This window comes from Streptomyces sp. NPDC051576, assembly GCF_040681835.1.
Taxonomy (GTDB): Bacteria; Actinomycetota; Actinomycetes; order Streptomycetales; family Streptomycetaceae; genus Streptomyces.
The window spans coordinates 58,518-75,518 of the sequence record NZ_JBFAZO010000010.1; the positions used below are offsets into that span (position 1 = coordinate 58,518).

The window sequence follows — 17,001 nt, forward strand, 5'->3', positions numbered from 1 at the left end:
TCCCGTAGAGGCGTTGTAAGCCCCGGCTGCCTGGCGGTCGGGGCTTACTTGTGAGCAGATGCAAAAGGAAAGTTGCGCAAGAAAGGTTGCGCAACTTTCCTTTCCTGTCTACGGTGACGTACATGACAGCCAAGGGGAGTCGTTCCATCACGGACGTGGGCACGCTCAAGGCCCTCGCCCATCCGCTGCGGATGAAGCTGTACCGAGGTCTGTGCGTGGCGGAGAAGGCGACGGCCTCCCAACTCGCCGAGCAGGTCGACGAGGCCGTCGCGCTGGTCAGCTACCACCTGCGCAAGCTGGCCGAGCACGGGTTGATCGAAGAGGCGGCGCCGCAGAGCAGCGACGGGAGGGAGCGGTGGTGGCAGCCCTCCTCGGAGGGAGTGAGCATCCGCGACAAGGACTTCCGGGACGCGCCGGAGAAGGCGGCCGCGCACCTCGCGGCGACCCGCCTCTTCCACGAGCAGCGCACCGACATGTACCGCCGCTACCTCGACGAACGCCTCACCTGGGGCCCCGAATGGAACGCCGCGGCACCCGACAGCGAGTCCCTGTTCCGCCTGAACCCGGCCGAACTGAACGAACTCCGCGAGGAGTTGGACGCACTGGTGCGGAAGTACGACGAGAAGAGCCGGTCCGAAGAGGCCGAGGGGCGCGAGAACGTCGCCGTCCATGTGTACGGCTTCCCGTTCCGCGCCTGAACCCTCGGAGAGGACGAAATCCTGTGACCGCCACCGTGCTCATCACCCCGCCCGAGTCCTCCGCACCGCCCGCTCACCGCGACCCCAACGTGCTGCGCTGGCTCGGTGCCTACACGTCGTCCATGGTCGGCGACAGCGTGTACTACATAGCCCTGTCCTGGGCCGCCGTGCAGGCCGGTTCACCCGCACAGGCCGGTGTCGTGATGGCGGTCAGCGCGGTGCCGCGTGCGCTGTTGATGCTGGGCGGAGGAGTGATCGCCGACCGGTTCGGGCCGCGCAAGGTGGTCATCGGGAGCGACGCGGTGCGCTGCGCGGCGGTGCTGGCGGTGGCCGCGCTGCTGTTCCTGACGACCCCCGGACTGTGGCCGCTGGCGCTGCTCGCCGTGGTGTTCGGGACGGTCGACGCGGTCTTCATGCCGGCGGTCGGCGCCCTCCCCGCACGCGTGACGAGCCGCGACCAACTCGCCCGTGTACAGGGCATGCGGGGCCTCGCGATCCGCTTCGCGAGCATCGTCGGCGCCCCCCTCGGCGGCCTGGGCGTCGCCCTCGGCGGCGCGGCGACGGCCTTCGCCTTCGCCGGGCTGCTGATCGCGGTGTCGGTGCCGTTGCTGGTGTCCGTGCGGATGCGGGAGCTGCCCTCCGATGGCACCCCCGACGCGCGCGGTGCCACCGCCTGGCACGACCTGCGAGCCGGACTGCGCTACATCCGCGGCCACTCCGTCCTCGCCCCGCTGATGCTGGCCATCGCGCTCGGGGACCTCGGGTTCGTCGGGCCGCTCAACGTGGGACTGACGCTGTTGGCGGACGAGCGTGGCTGGGGTGCGTCCGGCATGGGGTGGGTGTTGTCCGGGTTCGGAACGGGGGCCGGGGCCGCCGCGCTGCTGCTGACCGTACGGGGGCGGCTGCCGTATGCCGGACGGATCGCGGGGTGGTCGATCATCGTCGGGTCCGTGGCGATCGGTGCCCTGGCCTACGTCCCGAGCCTCCTCGTGGCGGTGGGTGTGGCCCTGGCCATCGGGCTGCTCGCCGGGCTCAGCGGCGCGATGTGCGGGGCCCTGCTGCAGACGCAGTCGGACCCCGCCTGCCTCGGCCGCGTCACCGCCGTGTCCGGCCTGGTCAGCCTCGGCTTCGCCCCGCTCAGCATGCCGTTGTCGGCCGCCGCGATCGGCGCGTGGGGCACCGGCCCGGTGTTCGTGGGCAGCGCGGTCGTCTGCGGTCTTGGCGGAGTCGTCGCCCTGTGCGTGCGTGATCTGCGCCGGGCCGAACTCCCCGGCTGACCGCTCAGATCCCCAGCTGCTTGGCCTCCTGGAGCTTGGCGATCGCGTTCTCCTCGCCGTCCAGCTCCACCTTGGCCGTGCTCTGCCGGCCGTGGACGAACATCAGCAGTTCCGAGGGCTCGCCGGTCACCGTCACGACCGGTGTGCCCTTGTGGGCGACCGCGGTCTGGCCGTCTGGGCGGCGCAGGACCAGGCCGGTCGGCGCGGTGCGGCCCACCAGGCGGGCCATGCGCTCCAGGCGGGACCACAGGGCGTCCTGGAACACCGGGTCCAGTTCGCGTGGCGTCCACTCCTCCTGCGCACGGCGTACGTCCTCCGTGTGGACGTAGAACTCGACCGTGTTGGACGCCTCGTCGAGCTGCTTGAGCTGGAACGGGGAGAAGCGCGGCGGGCCCGTACGGATGAGCTGGATCAGCTCCTCGTACGGCTTGGCCGCGAACTCCGCCATCACCCGGTCCAGGCGGGGCGCGAGCTGCTTGATCATGATGCCGCCGGCGGCGTCCGCGCGGCGCTCCCGCACCACCACGTGCGCGGCGAGGTCACGGGTCTGCCATCCCTCGCAGAGGGTCGGCGCGTCGGGACCCGCCGTCTCCAGGAGGTCGGCGAGGAGAAGTCGTTCACGCTTGGCGAAGGTCGACATACAGTCAGCCTACGACCACCCACCGGGTCCGCACAGTGGACGCCCGGCCGGTGTTGTCAGTGCCGCGCGGCACAATGGCACCATGACCAGCGCGCCCCCTCCCAGCAGCCTCGACCCCGAGATCGCCGCCCGCCTCAAGCGCGGCGTCGACGGGCTCGTCCCCGCCATCGCCCAGCAGTACGACACCGGTGAGGTGCTGATGCTCGGCTGGATGGACGACGAGGCACTGCACCGCACCCTGACGACGGGCCGCTGCACGTACTGGTCCCGCAGCCGCCAGGAGTACTGGGTGAAGGGCGACACCTCAGGACACGTCCAGCACGTCAAGTCGGTCGCCCTGGACTGCGACGCGGACACCGTCCTGGTGAAGGTCGACCAGGTCGGCGCCGCCTGCCACACGGGCGCTCGCACCTGCTTCGACGCCGACGTACTCCTCAAGGACGGCGCCGATTCCGGCACCGCCGTCCCCGGTCAGTAAGGTCAGCCGCCATGGACCTCGAGACCTTCCGCAAGCTGGCCTCCGACCGCCGCGTCATCCCGGTCACCCGCAAGCTCCTCGCCGACGGCGACACCCCGGTCGCGCTCTACCGCAAGCTCGCCGCCGAGCGCCCCGGCACCTTCCTCCTGGAGTCCGCGGAGAACGGCCGCACAGCTTTTCAATGGTCCCGGTACTCCTTCGTCGGTGTCCGCTCCGCCGCCACCCTCACCGCCCGCGACGGACAGGCCCACTGGCTCGGCACCCCGCCCGTCGGCGTCCCGGTCGACGGCGACCCCCTCGCCGCCCTGCGCGCCACCATCGAGACCCTGCACACCCCGCACCAGGAAGGCCTGCCGCCCTTCACCGGCGGCATGGTCGGCTATCTCGGCTACGACATCGTCCGCCGCCTGGAGAAGATCGGCCCCGGCGAGCGCGACGACCTGGGGCTCCCCGAGCTGACCATGCTCCTCACCAGCGACCTCGCCGTGATGGACCACTGGGAGGGCTCGGTCCTGCTGATCGCCAACGCGATCAACCACAACGACCTCGACACGGGCGTGGACGAGGCCTACGCGGACGCGGTGGCCCGCCTCGACGCCATGGAGGCTGACCTCTCCCGCGCGGTGGCCCAGCCGCCCGCCCAGCTCCCGCCCTCCGAGCTCCCCGAGTACACCGCGCTGTGGGGCGGCCCCGACTTCCAGGCGGCCGTCGAGGACGTCAAGGAGCGCATCCGCGCGGGCGAGGCCTTCCAGGTCGTCCCCTCCCAGCGCTTCGAAACACCGTGCACGGCAAGCGCGTTGGACGTGTACCGCGTACTGCGGGCCACCAACCCGTCGCCGTACATGTACCTGTTCCGCTTCGACGGCTTCGACGTCGTCGGCTCCTCCCCGGAAGCCCTCGTCAAGGTCGAGGAGGGCCGCGCGATGGTCCACCCCATCGCCGGCACCCGGCACCGCGGCGCGACCCCGCAGGAGGACCAGGCCCTCGCCGACGAGCTGCTCGCCGACCCCAAGGAGCGCGCCGAACACCTCATGCTGGTCGACCTCGGACGTAACGATCTGGGACGCGTCTGCGAACCCGGCTCGGTCGAGGTCGTCGACTTCATGTCGGTGGAGCGCTACTCCCACGTGATGCACATCGTCTCCACCGTGACCGGCACGGTCGCCGCGGGCCGTACCGCCTTCGACGTCCTGACCGCCTGCTTCCCGGCCGGCACCCTCTCCGGCGCGCCCAAGCCCCGCGCGATGCAGATCATCGACGAACTGGAGCCGTCCAGAAGGGGGTTGTACGGCGGCTGCGTCGGCTATCTGGACTTCGCCGGCGACTCCGACACCGCCATCGCCATCCGTACGGCCCTGCTCCGCGACGGCACGGCCTACGTCCAGGCGGGTGCCGGCATCGTCGCCGACTCGGACCCCGAGCTGGAGGACCAGGAGTGCCGCAACAAGGCGGCGGCCGTCCTCCGCGCGGTGCACACGGCGAACCGGCTCGGGCAATAGGACGAGGGTCATATGAACCCCGGGTGACGGTTCGCCCGGGGTTCGAGCGATAGTGGACTACGTGACTGCTGCTGTTCCTCACCCCCGTTCCGAAGGCGAAGGCCCCGCGCGCGCCGGCCGCCGCAGCCTCGCCGTGGCCCTGCTGAGCGGTGCGCTCGGCGCGGCCGTGGCACTGCTGGCCACCCGTCAGCGCTGGTCGATGGGGACCGCGACGGTGGCAGGCGACGCGTTCCCGCTGTCCGCCAAGGGCAGCGACGTCACGGGTGTCCCCGCGGCGCTCGCCATAGTGGGCCTCGCCGCGCTCGTCGCCGTCTTCGCCGTCCGCAGGACGGGCCGCTTCGCCGTCTCCGCCCTCCTCGCGCTCTCCGGCGCCGGCATCGTCGCCGCCGCCCTCCTGGGCGCCACCGACAGCTCCGCGCTCGACGACAAGGCCGCCCAGGCCTCCGGCGACACCTCGTCCGTCGTGCACGCCTTCGACCACACCGCCTGGCCCTACGTCGCCGCGGTCGGCGGCGCACTGATCCTGCTGGCCGGCCTGCTCGCCCTCTTCTACGGCCGCCGCTGGCCCGCCATGTCCGGCCGCTACGAACGCAACGGCGCCCCCAAGGCCCGTAAGGCCCCCGTAGTGGACCCCGACCGCCCCGAGGACATCTGGAAGGCCCTCGACCGCGGCGAGGACCCCACCGGCGCGTAACCGCCCCGACGCGCGCGTGCACCCACCCCGAAGCACCGCACCCGCACGCGTGCGGAACAATGAGCCGTGAGCGTCTGCTCACACACGCACACAGCAACGAGGAGCAAGTCATGGCGGGCAACAGCCACGGTCACACTTTGGCCGCCTGGACCGGTACGACCATCGCCTTCATCGGTTTCCTGGTCGCGGGCGCCTTCATGGTCATGGCGCAGCCGGCCGGCTTCTGGGCCGGTATGGGGATCGTGATCGTCGGCGGCATCGTCGGCTGGGTCATGAGCGCGATGGGTATGGGCATGCCCAAGGACCGCCCCCAGGACCTGACCGAGTTGCTCGGCAAGACGGCGCCCGCTGACAGCTGAGCCGCAGCTGTCAGCCACCACTTCGTGGAGGGGCGGTCCCGGAAGCACCGGGAACCGCCCCTCACGCGCGTGTGCGGCGTGAAAGGGCCAGGGGGCACAATGCGAGACGTGAACGCCGACAGCCAGAGCATGCCGAAGACACGCGCCCTCGCCTCCGCCTCCGTGCTGAACCGCGTCGCCGTGCCCGCGGGCGTCCTCGCGGCCGTCGCCGGAGCGTTCGCCTACGTCGGCACCGTCGACCCGAACCACCCCGGCCACTACCCCGTGTGCCCCCTGTACCGCTTCACCGGCCTGTACTGCCCCGGCTGCGGTGGCCTGCGCAGCGCGCACGAGTTCATCCACGGGGACTTCCTGGCGGCCCTCCAGGACAACGCGATCGCGGTGGTGGGCTATCTGGCCTTCATGGTCGTATGGACCGTCTGGGTGATCCGCGCGGGGCGCGGCCGGCCGGCCCGGATCGAACTCGGGCGGGTCCAGATGTGGAGTCTGGGCGCGTTGGTGCTGGTCTTCACGGTTGTCCGGAACCTGCCGTTCGGTGGCTGGCTACATCCTTGATCAACCGGCGTATGTCCAGGTAGTGGGACCGGCGTCAACCGGATGCGAGGCCTACGCCTTCCTCCGGATACCATCGAGGTCAGATGTGACCATTGCTTTTCCACCGTCCGGAAGGGGGCCGCTCGCGTGAGTGTGCTCGACGAGATCATCGACGGAGTCCGTGCCGACCTGGCGGAACGGCAGGCGCGCGTCAGCCTCGACGAGCTCAAGGAGCGCGCGGCGAAGGCTCCCGCGGCCAAGGACGGGATCGCCGCCCTGCGCGGCGACGGCGTCAAGGTCATCTGCGAGGTCAAGCGCTCCAGCCCCTCCAAGGGCGCGCTGGCCGCGATCGCCGACCCGGCGGGCCTGGCCGCGGACTACGAGGCTGGCGGCGCCGCCGTCATCTCCGTCCTCACCGAGCAGCGCCGCTTCGGCGGCTCCCTGGCCGACCTGGAGGCCGTCCGCGCCCGCGTGGACATCCCCGTCCTCCGCAAGGACTTCATCGTCACGTCGTACCAGCTCTGGGAGGCCCGGGCCTACGGCGCCGACATCGCCCTGCTGATCGTCGCGGCCCTGGACCAGCCCGCCCTGGAGTCCCTCATCGAGCGCGCCGAGTCGATCGGCCTCACGCCGATCGTCGAGGTCCACGACGAGGACGAGGTCGACCGCGCGGTCGACGCCGGCGCCAAGGTCATCGGTGTCAACGCCCGCAACCTCAAGACCCTTGAGGTCGACCGCGGCACCTTCGAGCGCGTTGCCCCCGAGATCCCGGCCCACATCGTCAAGATCGCCGAGTCCGGCGTCCGCGGCCCCCACGACCTCATCGCCTACGCCAACGCGGGCGCCGACGCGGTCCTGGTCGGCGAGTCCCTGGTCACCGGCCGCGACCCCAAGTCGGCGGTCTCGGACCTGGTGGCGGCGGGCGAGCACCCGGCACTGCGGCACGGCCGTAGCTGATCAGCCGGTAGGATCCTGGCGATGACTCCGACGACCCCCTCCATGGACCGGTACGCCCGCCTCGCGCGCGGCTGCCGCCCCCGTGGCTGCCGCGCACCCGCACGCCGGGTGCACGGTCGCAGGGTGCGCTACGTCATCGGAGACGAGCCGGGGCAAGTGAACGGCATGCGATGGCAGCGGGCTTTCCGGGGCCCGGGGCTCTGATTGATCTGCGGCCACCGCCGCTCGGGTGCGACCGGTCCCGACGGACTCGCAGCCGACCAACACCCCCTGCCCCCACGGCGTTTAGTGCATTCTCCATAAACTCACCGTGAGGTTTCCGCATGCCCAGCGAGTTCTTCATTCCGGACCCCGAGGGTCAAGTCCCCAGCGCCGAGGGCTACTTCGGCGCGTTCGGCGGCAAGTTCATCCCGGAGGCCCTCGTCGCCGCCGTGGACGAGGTGGCCGTCGAGTACGACAAGGCGAAGCACGACCCCGAGTTCGCCCGCGAGTTGGACGACCTGCTCGTCAACTACACCGGCAGGCCCAGCGCGTTCACCGAGGTACCCCGCTTCGCGGAGCACGCGGGTGGCGCCCGGATCTTCCTCAAGCGCGAGGATCTGAACCACACCGGCTCCCACAAGATCAACAATGTGCTCGGCCAGGCCCTGCTCACCAAGAGGATGGGCAAGACCCGGGTCATCGCGGAGACCGGCGCCGGCCAGCACGGTGTCGCGACCGCCACCGCCTGCGCACTGTTCGGCCTCGAATGCACCATCTACATGGGCGAGATCGACACCCAGCGCCAGGCCCTGAACGTGGCCCGGATGCGCATGCTCGGCGCCGAGGTCATCGCCGTGAAGTCCGGCAGCCGCACCCTCAAGGACGCGATCAACGAGGCCTTCCGCGACTGGGTGGCCAACGTCGACCGCACGCACTACCTCTTCGGTACGGTCGCCGGCCCGCACCCCTTCCCGGCCATGGTCCGCGACTTCCACCGGGTGATCGGCGTCGAGGCCCGCCGCCAGATCCTGGAGCGCGCCGGACGCCTTCCCGACGCGGCCGTCGCCTGTGTCGGCGGCGGCTCGAACGCCATCGGCCTCTTCCACGCCTTCATCCCGGACGCCGGCGTACGCCTCATCGGCTGCGAGCCGGCCGGCCACGGCGTCGAGACCGGCGAGCACGCGGCGACCCTCACCGCGGGCGAACCCGGCATCCTGCACGGTTCGCGGTCCTACGTCCTCCAGGACGAGGAGGGCCAGATCACCGAGCCTTACTCGATCTCGGCCGGACTGGACTACCCGGGCATCGGCCCCGAGCACTCCTACCTCAAGGACAGCGGCCGCGCCGAGTACCGCGCGGTCACCGACGACGCCGCCATGCAGGCCCTGCGCCTGCTGTCGCGCACCGAGGGCATCATCCCGGCGATCGAGAGCGCCCACGCGCTCGCGGGCGCGCTGGAGGTCGGCAAGGAGCTGGGCAAGGACGGGCTGATCGTCGTCAACCTGTCCGGGCGCGGCGACAAGGACATGGACACGGCCGCACGCTACTTCGGCCTGTACGACACGGACGCCGAAGTGGCGGCCAATTCCGCCGACACCGCCGAGATCGAGGGGGACGCCAAGTGAGCGGCAACATCCAACTGCTGTCCGATACCCTCGCCGCCGCCAAGGCCGAGGGACGCGCCGCGCTCATCGCCTACCTCCCGGCCGGGTTCCCGACCGTGGACGGCGGCATCGCCGCGGTCAAGGCCGCGTTCGACGGCGGCGCGGACATCGTCGAGGTGGGCCTGCCGCACAGCGACCCCGTCCTCGACGGCCCCGTCATCCAGACCGCCGACGACATCGCCCTGCGCGGCGGAGTCAAGATCGCGGACGTGATGCGTACGGTCCGCGAGGCCCACACGGCGACCGGCAAGCCCGTACTCGTCATGACGTACTGGAACCCGATCGACCGCTACGGCGTCGAGCGCTTCACCGCCGAACTGGCCGAGGCGGGCGGCGCCGGCTGCATCCTGCCCGACCTGCCCGTGCAGGAGGCGGGGCTGTGGAGGGAGCACGCCGAGAAGCACGGGCTCGCCACGGTCTTCGTGGTCGCGCCCAGCAGCAAGGCCGCCCGGCTCGCCGAGATCACCAAGGTCGGCACCGGCTTCGTCTACGCCGCCTCGCTGATGGGCGTCACCGGCACCCGTGAGTCGGTGGGCGCGCAGGCGCAGGACCTCGTCGAGCGCACCCGGGCCACCACCGACACGCCCGTGTGTGTCGGCCTCGGTGTCTCCGACGCCCGGCAGGCCGCCGAGGTGGCCCGCTTCGCGGACGGCGTGATCGTCGGCTCCGCCTTCGTCAAGCGGATGCTGGATGCGCCGGACGACGCGGCCGGCGTCGAGGCGGTCCGCGCACTCGCGGGCGAGCTGGCGAAGGGCGTGCGCGGCCAGGCGTAGCGGCACGCGCGTGTGAGAGAACGACGGGTCCCTCGTATGGGTGGACCTGGGACCGGGGAGGCGCGCTGCGCCTCCCCGGTTCGTTCTGCGGGGTGTGAGCGAGAAGAACCGTGACGGAAAGCGCACCGCCCGCGAGCGGCTGGCGGTCGAGCGTGAGAAGCAGAAGGCCGCGGAGAGGCGGCGGCGCACGCTGATCGTGGCCGCGAGCGTCGTCTGCGTGCTGGGGCTGGCGTCGGTGATCGGCGTCCTCGCCGCGAACTCCGGCAAGGACGACAGCGGCAGCGGTAAGGCGGGCCCCGTCGTGGCGCCCTCCGGGGCGACCGGCAAGGACAGCCTGGCGATCCAGGTCGGCAAGGACAGCGCCAAGCCGACGCTCACGGTGTGGGAGGACTTCCGCTGCCCGGCCTGCCAGGCCTTCGAGACGGCGTACCGTTCGACGCTCCATGAGCTGACCGACTCCGGGCAGCTCAAGGTGCAGTACCACCTGGTCACGATCATCGACGGCAATCTCGGCGGCACCGGCTCCAAGCGCGCGGCCAACGCGGCGGCCTGCGCCCAGGACGCCGGAAAGTTCCGCGACTACCACGACACGCTGTACGAGAACCAGCCCAAGGAGACGGACGACGCGTTCTCCAGCAACGCCAAGCTGATCGAGCTGGCGGGCAAGGTCAGCGGCCTCGACACACCCGCCTTCCAGAAGTGCGTCAACAACGGTACGCACGACAGCTGGGTCATCAAGTCCGCCGCCGCGTTCCAGGCCGGCGGATTCACCGGCACCCCGACCGTCCTCTTCGACGGCAAGAACATCTACGCGGACCAGTCGATGACCCCGGCGAAGCTGAAGCAGTTGGTCCAGGCGGCCAACAAGGGGTGAGACGGCGGGCCGGTTTTCACACCGGCCCGTTATGGAGCCGTAGCCGGGCCGCTTGCCGTGGTCGCGGTCCGGCACGGTAGCGTCGACCCTGCCATGGAACTTGCCTACATTCCCAGCCCGTCGCGCGGGGTCATCCACCTCGGCCCCATTCCGCTGCGCGGCTACGCGTTCTGCATCATCATCGGCGTCTTCGTCGCCGTCTGGCTCGGCAACAAACGCTGGGTCGCCCGCGGCGGCAAGGTCGGGACGGTGGCCGACATCGCTGTCTGGGCCGTGCCGTTCGGCCTCGTCGGCGGTCGCCTGTACCACGTGATCACGGACTACGAGCTGTACTTCAGCGAGGGCCGCGACTGGGTGGACGCCTTCAAGGTGTGGCAGGGCGGCCTCGGTATCTGGGGCGCGATCGCGCTCGGCGCGGTGGGCGCGTGGATCGGCTGCCGCCGCCGTGGCATCCCGCTGCCGGCCTGGGCCGACGCCCTCGCCCCCGGCATCGCCTTCGCCCAGGCCATCGGCCGCTGGGGCAACTGGTTCAACCAGGAGCTGTACGGCCGCGAGACCCACCTCCCCTGGGCGCTGCACATCACGTCCTCGACGGACGGCCGGGTACCGGGCTACTACCACCCGACGTTCCTGTACGAGTCCCTGTGGTGCATCGGCGTCGGCTTCCTCGTCATCTGGGCCGACCGCCGCTTCAAGCTGGGCCACGGCCGGGCGTTCGCGCTGTACGTCGCCGCCTACTGCGTGGGCCGCGGCTGGATCGAGTACATGCGCGTCGACGACGCCCACCACATCCTGGGCCTGCGGTTGAACGACTGGACCGCGATGATCGTCTTCATCCTCGCGGTGCTCTACATGGTGATCTCGGCGAAGAAGCGCCCGGGCCGCGAAGAGGTCGTCGAGCCGGAGGCACCGGAGGCGGAGACCGCCGCCGACGCGACCGACGGCGACGACGACAGCGAGGCGGTCTCGGAAGAGGCGCCGAAGGAAGACGCGGACGTCGAGGACGCCACGGAAGCGGACGTCACGGAGAAGAAGGACGAGGCCGAGTCGGCGAAGAAGAGCTGACGGCTGGTCCACTGGTTCCATTCCACTGGATCCACTGGTTCTACGACGATGAGGGCGTCCCGTGTCAGACGGGGCGCCCTCATCGCGTGTCAGGTGCGGCGCGCCAGCGTGAGGGTGCGCTGCGCCGCCGCCACCACCGCCGCGTCGATGAACCGGCCGTCGGGCAGAGCCTGTGCGCCCTTCTCCCGCATCGCCGCCTTGACGACCGTCTCGGCCTGCTCGATCTCCTCGGCGGTCGGGAGATAGGCACGTTCGATGACCGGGAGCTGGCGGGGGTGGATCGCCGCCCGGCCGAGGAAGCCCAGGGCGCGGCCGTGGGCGCAGGAGGCGGCCAGCGCTTCGAGGTCGCGGATGTCCGGGTGGACCGACTGGGGCGGCGGGGCCAGGCCCGCGGCCCGGGCGGCCACGATCACCCGGGACCGGGACCAGTCCAGGCCCGCCTCCTCACGCACGCCCAGGTCGGCCCGTAGATCCGCCTCGCCGAGCGTGATGCCGCGCAGGGCGGGGTGGGCGGTGGCGATCGAGAAGGCCCGCTCGATGCCGAGGGCCGTCTCCAGAAGGGCGTACAGGGGGAGGCCGGGGGCCCTTTCCGCCACGGCCACGACCTCCTCGGCGGATGTGACCTTCGGGAGTCGAAGGCCGGACAGGCCCGGAAGGGGTGCGAGGGCCCGGAGGTCGTCCGCCGCCCACGGGCTGCCCAGGGCATTGACGCGTACATGGACTTCGGGCCGAGGCTCCGCGAGGAGTTCCGCCGTGGCCGCGCGGGCGTACTCCTTGCGGTCGGGGGCGACCGCGTCCTCCAGATCGACGACGACCACGTCGGCGCCGGCGGCGAGGGCCTTGGTGACGATCGTGGGGCGGTCGCCGGGGACGTAGAGCCAGGTCAGGGGGTACGCGGTCACAGGGCGCCCGCCCGACGAAGAGCGGCCAACTCGGTCTCGGTCAGGCCCAGTTCGGACAGGACCGTGTCCGTGTCGGCGCCGTGGGGGCGGCCCGGCCAGCGGATGGCGCCGGGGGTGGCGGAGAGGCGGAAGAGGACGTTCTGCATACGGAGGGGGCCGAGTTCGGGGTCGTCGACGGTGGTGATCGTGTCGAGGGCCTGGTACTGCGGGTCCGTCATCACGTCCCGTACGTCCTGGATCGGGGCGACCGCCGCCTCCGCCTTCTCGAAGGCGGCCAGGACCTCGGTGCGGGTGCGTCGCGCGATCCAGTCGCCGACCGCCGCGTCCAGGACGTCGGCGTGCCGGGCCCGGTCGGCGCCGGTCGCGAACCAGGGTTCGTCGATCAGCTCCGGGCGGCCGACGAGGCGCATCACGCGCTCGGCGATCGACTGGGCCGAGGTCGAGACGGCGACCCAACTGCCGTCCGCCGTACGGTAGGTGTTGCGCGGGGCGTTGTTCTGGGAGCGGTTGCCGGTGCGCGGCTGGACATGGCCGAGCTGGTCGTACCAGAGGGGCTGGGGGCCCAGCGCGGTCAGGATCGGTTCGATGATCGCCATGTCGACGACCTGCCCCTCGCCGGTGCGGTCGCGGGCGGCGAGGGCCGTCATCACCGCGTACGCCGTCGCCAGGCCCGCGATCGAGTCGGCGAGGCCGAACGGCGGGAGGGTCGGGGGCGCGTCCGGTTCGCCGGTGATCGCGGCGAAGCCGCTCATCGCCTCGGCGAGGGTGCCGAAGCCGGGGCGGTGCGCGTAGGGCCCGAACTGGCCGAAGGCGGTGACCCGGGCGAGGATCAACCGCGGGTTGGCGGCGGAGAGTTCGGCCCAGCCCAGGTCCCATTTCTCCAGGGTGCCGGGGCGGAAGTTCTCGATGATCACGTCGGCGGTGGCGGCGAGCCGGAGGAGGGTGTCGCGTCCGCCCGGCTTCGACAGGTCGAGGGTGATCGTGCGCTTGTTGCGGCCGAGCAGCTTCCACCACAGGCCTACGCCGTCCTTCGACGGGCCGTGGCCCCGGGACGGATCGGGTTTGGCGGGGTGCTCGACCTTGACGACCTCGGCGCCGAAGTCGCCGAGCATGGTCGCGGCGAGGGGCCCGGCGAAGAGTGTCGCGAGGTCCAGAACGCGCAGCCCTGACAGGGGAGTTGTGGTCGTCTCGGTCATGAGGCGTACTGCTTCTCGATCTCCGGGCGGTACGGCATCGACGCCGTCGCCCCCGGCCGCTGCACGGAGAGCGCGGCGGCCGCCGCCGCCCATCCCAGCGCGTCCCGCATCGGGCGCCCCTCGGCGAGCGCCACCGCCAGCGCGCCGACGAAGGTGTCGCCCGCGCCGGTCGAGTCCACGGCCGTCACCTGCGGTGCGGGGACGGTGAACGGCTCGGCGCCCCGGGCCGCGTACAGAATGCCCGCCGAGCCGAGGGTGATGATCACCTCGGGCACCTGGTCGAGCAGCGCGACGGCCGCCTCGCGCGGGTCGGTGCGGTCGGTGAGGGCGGTCGCCTCGTGCTCGTTGGGCACCAACAGGTCGATGGTGGCGAGGAGTTCGGGCGGCAGGGGTTGCGCGGGGGCGGGGGTGAGGATCGTCCGGACGCCGTGGCGGCGGGCCGCCTCCGCGCCCGCGATCACCGCTGCGAGGGGGATCTCCAGTTGGAGGAGCAGGGCGTCGGCCGTGGCGATGAGGCCCTCGTCGCCGGGGGCGAGGTGGTCGACGGTGCCGTTGGCGGCGGGGATCACGACGATCGCGTTGCCGCCCTCGTCGTCCACGACGATGTGCGCGGTGCCGGACGGGCCCTCGACGGTGCGCAGATGGTCGGTGTCGACGCCGGAGTGCTCGAAGGTGGACCGGAGTCGGGCGCCGTAGGCGTCGTCGCCGACCGCTCCGATGATGGTGACGTCGGCGCCCGAACGGGCCGCGGCGATCGCCTGGTTGGCGCCCTTGCCGCCGGGGATCGTGCGGAACTCCCGTCCCGTCACGGTCTCTCCGCGCCGCGGGGCCTTCGTGACGTAGGCGACGAGGTCCATGTTCGTGCTGCCGAGCACGGCGATATGGGTCATGGGCGGGCGGTCTCCTGGTGGGTGAGCCGGGCGAGGGTGTCGAAGCCGACGCCGTTGAAGTCGCCTACGGAGGTGGCGAGTCGGTTCTTGAGGGGGGTCGTCCAGCGGTCGGGGAGTGCGGTGGGGGTGCCGGCGAGGAGGCCCGCGACGCTGCCGACCGTGGCGCCGTTGGAGTCGGTGTCCAGGCCGCCCGACACCGCACGGCAGATGGAGCCGGTGAAGTCGCCGTCCGCGTGGGTGAGGGCGGCGACGATCAGCGCGGTGTTCGGGATCGCGTGGACCCAGTGGTGGGTGCGGGCGTGGGTGGTGTGGAGTTCGTCCACCACGGCGTCGAAGTCCCGGTGTTTCCGGGCAAGTTGGAGGGCATGGTGGACCGCCTTGGCGAGGCGGGAGGCGGGCGGGACGACCGTCAGTCCGGTGCGCAGGCAGGTGTGGACGTCCTGGGTGCCGGTGGCAGCGGTGGCGATGACGGCCGCCGTGAACATCGCCGCGTAGACGCCGTTGGCGGTGTGGGTGAGGGTGGCGTCGCGGTGGGCCTGTGCGGCTGCCGCGCCCGGGTCGCCGGGGTTGGTCCAGCCGTGGACGTCGGCGCGGATCAGGGCGCCGATCCATTCGCGGAACGGGTTGCGGTGACGGGCCGTTCGCGGGGGTTCGAGGCCGGAGAGCAGATTGCGGTAGGCGACGCGTTCGGCGGTGAAGGTGCGGCCGGCGGGGAGTTCGTCGAGCCAGAGCTTCGCCACGTCCGCGGTGGTGAAGCCCTTGCCGTGGCGCTGTAGCAACAGGAGGTTCAGCAGGGGGTAGTTGAGGTCGTCGTCCTCGGGCATGCCGTCGATGTTCTCGGCGAGGGAGGTGGGGGCGGAGCGGCGGTTCCAGGGGTGGGCGGCGAGGAGGTCGGCGGGGACACCCCGGGCGGTGAAGTAGGAGGTGAGGGGCCAATTGCCGGTGGCTCGGGCGAGTTGGCGGATGCCGTCGAGGGTGATCTTCTCGACGGGTTTGCCGAGCAGACAGCCGACGGCCCGGCCCAGCCAGGCGGCGTGCAGGACGGCGGGGCGGGGCGGGGAAGTGGCTTGTGCCGTGGGCCAGTTGGGGCACAGACTCTTGATCTTCGCCAGGTCGGTCGGCTCCTGGTCGGCCAACCTGCTGGGCAGGTCGGCCAGTTCGTCGAGGAGGTCCTCGGCGAGCAACCGGAGGTAGCGGGTGGCGGGTTCGGTCGAGGCGCCCGCCCGGGCCGGTGCCTCCATGCCGCCCGCCGCCCGCCAGCGCGCCGCGATCGCCGACGGCTCGCGCCCGTCCTGGGCCGCCTGGCGCAGCTCGTGGCCGAGCAGGTCCTCCGGCTGGACCCAGGTCAGTCGGAGCACCGCACTCCTCCGATCGCGGTGAACGCGGCCTCGTGGGCCCGGCGTCGGCGGACATCGCGTGCGAAGACCTCGCGGGTGACGGCGGTGAGGGTCGTGGCCGGCTCCCAGAGGTCCAGGCGGCTGGCCTCGGCGACCGACTTCGACCAGTCCTGCGGGACCGGCGAACCCAGGGCGCCGGCCATCGCGCCCGCCATCGTCGCGATCGAGTCGCAGTCCCGGCCGTAGTTCACCGAACCCAGCACCGCGTGGCGGTAGTCGCCGCCGGAGACCACCAACATGCCCAGGGCGACGGGGAGTTCCTCGATCGCGCGGGTGCGGGAGGGGCGGCGGGCGTCCAGGGAGGGGGCGCGGTAGTCGGGGCCGACCGTGTCGTACGGCGCGACCGCCTCCCGCAGGGGGACCAGCGCCGACTCGAAGTCCGAGTAGCGGGCGGCCACTTCGCAGACCTCCTCGATGGCGGTACGGGTGCCGTCCTTGGCCAGGGCCAGGCAGGCGGCCACCACCGAGTCCGGGCTCGCGTCCGGCGCGCAGGCCGCGGCCACCGCCGCCGCGAGGACACCGGCGGCCTCACGGCCGTAGGACGACTGGTGGGCGCCCGCGATGTCGAGGGCTTCCGCGTAAGCCCCGGCCGGATTACCCGCGTTGACCAGGCCGACCGGTGCCATGTACATCGCGGCACCGCAGTTGACGATGTTGCCGACGCCGGCCTCGCGGGGGTCGACATGGCCGTAGTGGAGGCGGGTCGCGAGCCACTTCTCGGCGAGGAAGACGCGCTGGAGGGGGATGACCTCCGCCTCCAACTCCGGGATCCAGCGCGGGTTCGTCATCAGGTCGGGGACCAGGTGGTCGGCGATCGCGTACGCGTCGAGGTGGTCGCGGACGGTCGCGTAGACCCGTACCAGAGCGTGGGTCATCAAGGTGTCGTCGGTGACGTGGCCGTCGCCCTTGTGGTACGGCGCGATCGGGCGGGCGGTGCGCCACGCGTCGCCGTTCCAGGGGCCGACGATGCCGTGCACGCGACCGCCGTGCCGTTCGAGGATCTGGTCGGGGGAGTAGCCCTCGACGGGACCGCCGAGGGCATCGCCGACCGCGGCACCCACGAGGGCTCCGGTGATCCGGTCCTCAAGGCTGCTATCTGGTTCTTTGGGCGTCATGCCCCGA

The 17,001-nt window shown here is 71.7% G+C and carries 18 protein-coding genes; 12 read left to right on the forward strand and 6 right to left on the reverse strand.

Translation table 11 applies throughout. The features are described 5' to 3' along the window. Positions 1 to 122: 122 nt before the first annotated feature. Together AB0M63_RS29855 and AB0M63_RS29860 are read left to right on the forward strand one after the other, a co-directional pair. Positions 123 to 698, forward strand: a complete 576-nt coding sequence (locus tag AB0M63_RS29855) for a helix-turn-helix domain-containing protein (protein WP_355912535.1) — start codon at positions 123 to 125, stop codon at positions 696 to 698. A gap of 23 nt (positions 699 to 721) precedes the next feature. Continuing rightward, complete coding sequence (locus AB0M63_RS29860) at positions 722 to 1,975, forward strand: MFS transporter (RefSeq protein WP_366021619.1); 1,254 nt, start codon at positions 722 to 724, stop codon at positions 1,973 to 1,975. Positions 1,976 to 1,979: 4 nt separating this feature from the next. Here the strand turns inward: AB0M63_RS29860 and AB0M63_RS29865 are convergent, their stop codons facing one another. Then, entirely contained in the window at positions 1,980 to 2,615 is a 636-nt protein-coding gene (locus AB0M63_RS29865) for a TIGR03085 family metal-binding protein (RefSeq protein WP_366021620.1), read from the reverse strand. A gap of 82 nt (positions 2,616 to 2,697) precedes the next feature. Here AB0M63_RS29865 and hisI point away from each other — a divergent pair, with 82 nt between their 5' ends. The 10 genes from hisI (at position 2,698) to lgt (ending at position 11,494) form a co-directional block, all read left to right on the forward strand. Further along, entirely contained in the window at positions 2,698 to 3,093 is a 396-nt protein-coding gene (gene hisI, locus AB0M63_RS29870; protein ID WP_355912529.1) for a phosphoribosyl-AMP cyclohydrolase, read from the forward strand. An 11-nt stretch (positions 3,094 to 3,104) separates the two neighbouring features. Next, the gene (locus AB0M63_RS29875) at positions 3,105 to 4,592 is read left to right on the forward strand and encodes an anthranilate synthase component I (protein ID WP_366021621.1); all 1,488 of its coding nucleotides are present in this window, start codon (positions 3,105 to 3,107) and stop codon (positions 4,590 to 4,592) included. 52 nt (positions 4,593 to 4,644) lie between these two features. Then, entirely contained in the window at positions 4,645 to 5,286 is a 642-nt protein-coding gene (locus AB0M63_RS29880) for a TIGR02234 family membrane protein (RefSeq protein WP_355912523.1), read from the forward strand. 110 nt (positions 5,287 to 5,396) lie between these two features. Then, positions 5,397 to 5,645, forward strand: a complete 249-nt coding sequence (locus AB0M63_RS29885) for an HGxxPAAW family protein (protein WP_355912520.1) — start codon at positions 5,397 to 5,399, stop codon at positions 5,643 to 5,645. A 99-nt stretch (positions 5,646 to 5,744) separates the two neighbouring features. Continuing rightward, the gene (locus AB0M63_RS29890) at positions 5,745 to 6,200 is read left to right on the forward strand and encodes a DUF2752 domain-containing protein (protein WP_355912518.1); all 456 of its coding nucleotides are present in this window, start codon (positions 5,745 to 5,747) and stop codon (positions 6,198 to 6,200) included. 126 nt (positions 6,201 to 6,326) lie between these two features. Next, positions 6,327 to 7,136: an indole-3-glycerol phosphate synthase TrpC gene (gene trpC, locus AB0M63_RS29895; protein ID WP_355912515.1), complete on the forward strand. Its 810-nt coding sequence runs from the start codon at positions 6,327 to 6,329 to the stop codon at positions 7,134 to 7,136. Between the two features lie 323 nt (positions 7,137 to 7,459). Then, a complete protein-coding gene (gene trpB / locus AB0M63_RS29900; RefSeq protein ID WP_366021622.1) occupies positions 7,460 to 8,743 on the forward strand; it encodes a tryptophan synthase subunit beta in 1,284 nt (427 codons plus the stop codon). After that, the gene (gene trpA, locus AB0M63_RS29905; RefSeq protein WP_366021623.1) at positions 8,740 to 9,555 is read left to right on the forward strand and encodes a tryptophan synthase subunit alpha; all 816 of its coding nucleotides are present in this window, start codon (positions 8,740 to 8,742) and stop codon (positions 9,553 to 9,555) included. The genes trpB and trpA overlap by 4 nt, the downstream gene beginning before the upstream one ends. Positions 9,556 to 9,649: 94 nt before the next feature. Then, complete coding sequence (locus AB0M63_RS29910; protein ID WP_366021624.1) at positions 9,650 to 10,429, forward strand: thioredoxin domain-containing protein; 780 nt, start codon at positions 9,650 to 9,652, stop codon at positions 10,427 to 10,429. Between the two features lie 93 nt (positions 10,430 to 10,522). Then, positions 10,523 to 11,494 carry a prolipoprotein diacylglyceryl transferase gene (gene lgt / locus AB0M63_RS29915; protein ID WP_366021625.1) on the forward strand — a complete coding sequence of 324 codons (972 nt, stop codon included), beginning with the start codon at positions 10,523 to 10,525 and terminating at the stop codon, positions 11,492 to 11,494. 89 nt (positions 11,495 to 11,583) lie between these two features. On the opposite strand, the gene AB0M63_RS29920 is transcribed toward lgt, so the two are convergent. Genes AB0M63_RS29920 through AB0M63_RS29940 form a run of 5 tightly spaced genes read right to left on the reverse strand, consistent with a single transcriptional unit; the run spans position 11,584 to position 16,994 of the window. After that, the gene (locus AB0M63_RS29920; protein ID WP_366021626.1) at positions 11,584 to 12,396 is read right to left on the reverse strand and encodes a CoA ester lyase; all 813 of its coding nucleotides are present in this window, start codon (positions 12,394 to 12,396) and stop codon (positions 11,584 to 11,586) included. Next, complete coding sequence (locus tag AB0M63_RS29925; protein WP_366021627.1) at positions 12,393 to 13,592, reverse strand: CoA transferase; 1,200 nt, start codon at positions 13,590 to 13,592, stop codon at positions 12,393 to 12,395. Before AB0M63_RS29925 ends, AB0M63_RS29920 begins: the two co-directional genes overlap by 4 nt. After that, the gene (gene rbsK / locus AB0M63_RS29930; protein ID WP_366021628.1) at positions 13,589 to 14,482 is read right to left on the reverse strand and encodes a ribokinase; all 894 of its coding nucleotides are present in this window, start codon (positions 14,480 to 14,482) and stop codon (positions 13,589 to 13,591) included. Before rbsK ends, AB0M63_RS29925 begins: the two co-directional genes overlap by 4 nt. Beyond that, positions 14,479 to 15,840 (reverse strand): ADP-ribosylglycohydrolase family protein, encoded by a 1,362-nt coding sequence (locus AB0M63_RS29935; RefSeq protein ID WP_366021629.1) that lies wholly within the window; start codon positions 15,838 to 15,840, stop codon positions 14,479 to 14,481. The genes rbsK and AB0M63_RS29935 overlap by 4 nt, the downstream gene beginning before the upstream one ends. Continuing rightward, on the reverse strand, positions 15,828 to 16,994 hold the full coding sequence (locus AB0M63_RS29940) for an ADP-ribosylglycohydrolase family protein (protein ID WP_366021630.1): 1,167 nt from the start codon (positions 16,992 to 16,994) through the stop codon (positions 15,828 to 15,830). The genes AB0M63_RS29935 and AB0M63_RS29940 overlap by 13 nt, the downstream gene beginning before the upstream one ends. Positions 16,995 to 17,001: the final 7 nt, after the last annotated feature.